Annotated in this window: 5 protein-coding genes; 3 read left to right on the top strand and 2 right to left on the bottom strand. The window is 76.4% G+C overall.

Annotated features, from left to right (window positions below):
- Positions 1-250 (bottom strand): DUF1707 SHOCT-like domain-containing protein (locus ACFQ3T_RS35790; RefSeq protein ID WP_380730453.1); only part of this gene is annotated, 250 nt, incomplete at its 3' end.
- A gap of 99 nt (positions 251-349) precedes the next feature.
- Between ACFQ3T_RS35790 and ACFQ3T_RS35785 the strand changes: the two genes are divergently transcribed.
- The gene (locus ACFQ3T_RS35785; RefSeq protein ID WP_380730451.1) at positions 350-1,231 is read left to right on the top strand and encodes a pentapeptide repeat-containing protein; all 882 of its coding nucleotides are present in this window, start codon (positions 350-352) and stop codon (positions 1,229-1,231) included.
- A gap of 84 nt (positions 1,232-1,315) precedes the next feature.
- Here the strand turns inward: ACFQ3T_RS35785 and ACFQ3T_RS35780 are convergent, their stop codons facing one another.
- Positions 1,316-1,831: a CGNR zinc finger domain-containing protein gene (locus ACFQ3T_RS35780; protein WP_380730449.1), complete on the bottom strand. Its 516-nt coding sequence runs from the start codon at positions 1,829-1,831 to the stop codon at positions 1,316-1,318.
- A 25-nt stretch (positions 1,832-1,856) separates the two neighbouring features.
- Between ACFQ3T_RS35780 and ACFQ3T_RS35775 the strand changes: the two genes are divergently transcribed.
- Positions 1,857-2,009: a hypothetical protein gene (locus ACFQ3T_RS35775; protein ID WP_380730447.1), complete on the top strand. Its 153-nt coding sequence runs from the start codon at positions 1,857-1,859 to the stop codon at positions 2,007-2,009.
- A 20-nt stretch (positions 2,010-2,029) separates the two neighbouring features.
- Positions 2,030-2,666, top strand: a 637-nt coding sequence (locus tag ACFQ3T_RS35770) for a TetR/AcrR family transcriptional regulator (RefSeq protein ID WP_380730445.1), incomplete at its 3' end; no start/stop codon positions are given.

The raw sequence follows: 2,666 nt of genomic DNA, 5'->3' as shown, positions 1-2,666 counted from the left end.
CGGCGGGCGGCGGTGGCGGGGCGGGCAGGTCGTCGGCGAGCGCGGCGAGTTCGTGGTGGTGGACGGCGGTGTAGGCGGCGGCGATGCGCTCGTCGGCTTCGGCGAGGGTGAGGCGGCCTTCGCCGACGGCGTCGCGGAGCCGGGCGGCGGTGTTCTCGCGGTCGGTGTCGGAGGCGCGCTGCGGGTTCCCGATCGGTTGGCCGGTGGCGCGCGTGGCCGGTGCGGGGGCGTGGGCGTGGGGTGTGTCCATGTCGTCGATGCTCCGCGTGGTCGCGCGTCTCGGCGTCGGTCGGGAAGCGGTGACGGGAAGTACGTCCACCGACGTACGTGTGGGGGCATGATCGGGGGTATGTCCTCGTGGTTCGTGCCGTTGGCGGTGGCGGTGGTGGTCTTCTGGGTGGGTGTGCGCCACGTGCGCGCGTCCCAGTCGGACTCGTTGCTGGACGAGCACGCGCGGCGGCGGGTGGAGCCGGGCGCGGCGCCGCCCGCGCCGGTGTCGGTGTGGCGGGAGGCGAACCGGTTGTTCCGGTCGGGCGACCGGGAGGGGTTGCTGCTGCTGGCCGAGATCGGCCGGCACGCGCCGCGGCGGCGACAGGCGGTGGTGGACACGTGGCTGGCGGCGTTGCGCGGCGGGGTGGGCCGGGGGTTGGACGCGCCGTGGCGCACGGCGGTGCAGCGGGAGCTGGTGGCGCACCTGCGGCCGGGTGACGACTTCTGGCCGGGCATGGACGTGGTGGCGCCGGGCGCGATCCTGGTGGACCTGGACCTGTCGGGGTGCCGGCTGGGCCGGGTGGACCTGGTGGGCGCGGTGTTCGTGGGCGACGCGCGGTTCGAGGCGGTGACGGTGACGGGCGACGCGAACTTCGCGGGCGCGCGGTTCCTGCGGCACGCGGTGTTCACGGACGCGTTGTTCGCGCGGTCGGTGTCGTTCGGGCTGGCGGTGTTCGCGGGGAACCTGTCGTTGCGGTCGGCGCAGGTGGCGGACCAGTTGGTGGCGGCGCGGGCGAAGGTGTCGGGGCGGGCCGACCTGCGGGGCGCGGAGGTGTCGGGCCGGGCGGACTTCCGGCACGTGCGGTTCGGCGGGCGGGCGTTGTTCGCCGACGTGGTGTTCCACCAGGACGCGTGGTTCCGGCACGCGTGGTTCCGGGGCCGCACGGACGTGGGGTCGGCGTTGATCGGCGAGGCGGCGGAGTTCGGCAACGCCCGGTTCGGCCGCGGCGCGATGCGCTGAGCGCTCCTGCGCCGGCGGACTGAAGGTCGGCGGCCGGAGTCGGGCGGTTTGGGGGTCGGGCGGCCGAGGGTTGGCCGGTTCGGCTCAGGCGGTTCGGCCGCGGCGGTGGTCGGCGACGTGGACGCGGTTGGCGCACCGGGTGGTGCAGTAGCGGCGGCGGCCGTTGCGCGAGGTGTCGACGTAGACGGTGCGGCAGCCGGGGCGGGCGCAGCGGCCCAGCCGGCCGGGGTCCTCGCAGACGGCGTGGGCGAGGTCGGCGGCGGTGAACGCGCGGACGCGGTGCGCCGTGGGCGCGTGCTCGGGGGCGAAGTGCAGGTGGGGCGGCCTGTCGTCGTGGGTGGAGATGTAGGGCTTGGCGGCGGCTTCGACGAGCAGGTCGTTGACGAGGGCGACCTGGTCGGCGGCGCCGTCGAAGACGGGGGAGAGGCGGGCGGCCCAGTCGGTCAGCTCGCGGGCCTGGTCCGCGTCGAGCGTGCCGACGGGTTTGTAGCCGTGGTCGCGCAGCAGGGCGGCCAGCTCGTCGGCGCCGCTGCCGGGGTCGGCGTTGACGAGGGCGGCGGCGAGTTCCGCGGCCGCGCCGCCGTAAGGGTTGAAATGCACTGAACCATGACACCACGCTGGTGCGGTGAACACCAGATGCCCCTGTTGCGGGTGGCCCAGCGCCGAGCACGTGTACCCGGTCTCGTCCCACGGCGACGTGCAGTACGTGCGGTGCGTGTGCGGCGTGTGGCTGGTGGTCGAGGCGGGTCGGGTGGTGGCGACGGCGGGCCGGCCCTGATCGGCTAGTGTCCCGTCCCCGTGACGAGCCGTCGGGACCTGCTGTGCGACTGCGCGATCTCGGTGCTGGCGGCCGAGGGCGGCCGCGGCCTGACGCACCGGGCGGTGGACCGGGCGGCGGGCGTGCCCGAGGGCACCACGAAGAACTACTTCCCCACGCGCGACGCGCTGCTGCGCGCGGCGGCGGCCCGGATGACGGCGTCGCACGCGGCGGCGGTGCGCCGGCTCCGGGAGACGACCCCGCCGGACGTGTCGCCGGCCGAGGTCGCGCGGCTGTACCCGGCGCTGCTGCGACGCGCGGTCGCCGACGACGCCACGCAGCTGCTGGCGATGGTGGAGCTGTACCTGGAGGCGGTGCGCCGGCCGGGCGTGCGCGAGGCGCTGGGGCGGATGGCGGTGTCCAACGCCGAGGCCGGCGCCGGGCTGCACGCGGCCGCGGGGCTGCCGAGCACGACGCGCGACGCGGGCCTGCCGGACGCCTACTTCCTGGGGGTGGCGCTGTCGCTGGTGGCGTTGCCGCCCGAGGCGCTGGGCGCGGCGGGGCTGGACGACCCGGAGGCGCCCGGCCTCGGGTTGTTCCGCGCGGCCGTCCCCGGCCGTGGCTCAGCCGACGGGGACGAGCGGTTCGACGGCGGTGACGACGAGCGCGCCGGCCGCC

This window comes from Saccharothrix hoggarensis (assembly GCF_042678885.1).
In the GTDB taxonomy this organism is placed as follows: Bacteria; Actinomycetota; Actinomycetes; order Mycobacteriales; family Pseudonocardiaceae; genus Actinosynnema; species Actinosynnema hoggarensis.
Note: the sequence above shows the minus strand (reverse complement) of the source record. Positions and strands in the feature narration are given on the sequence as shown.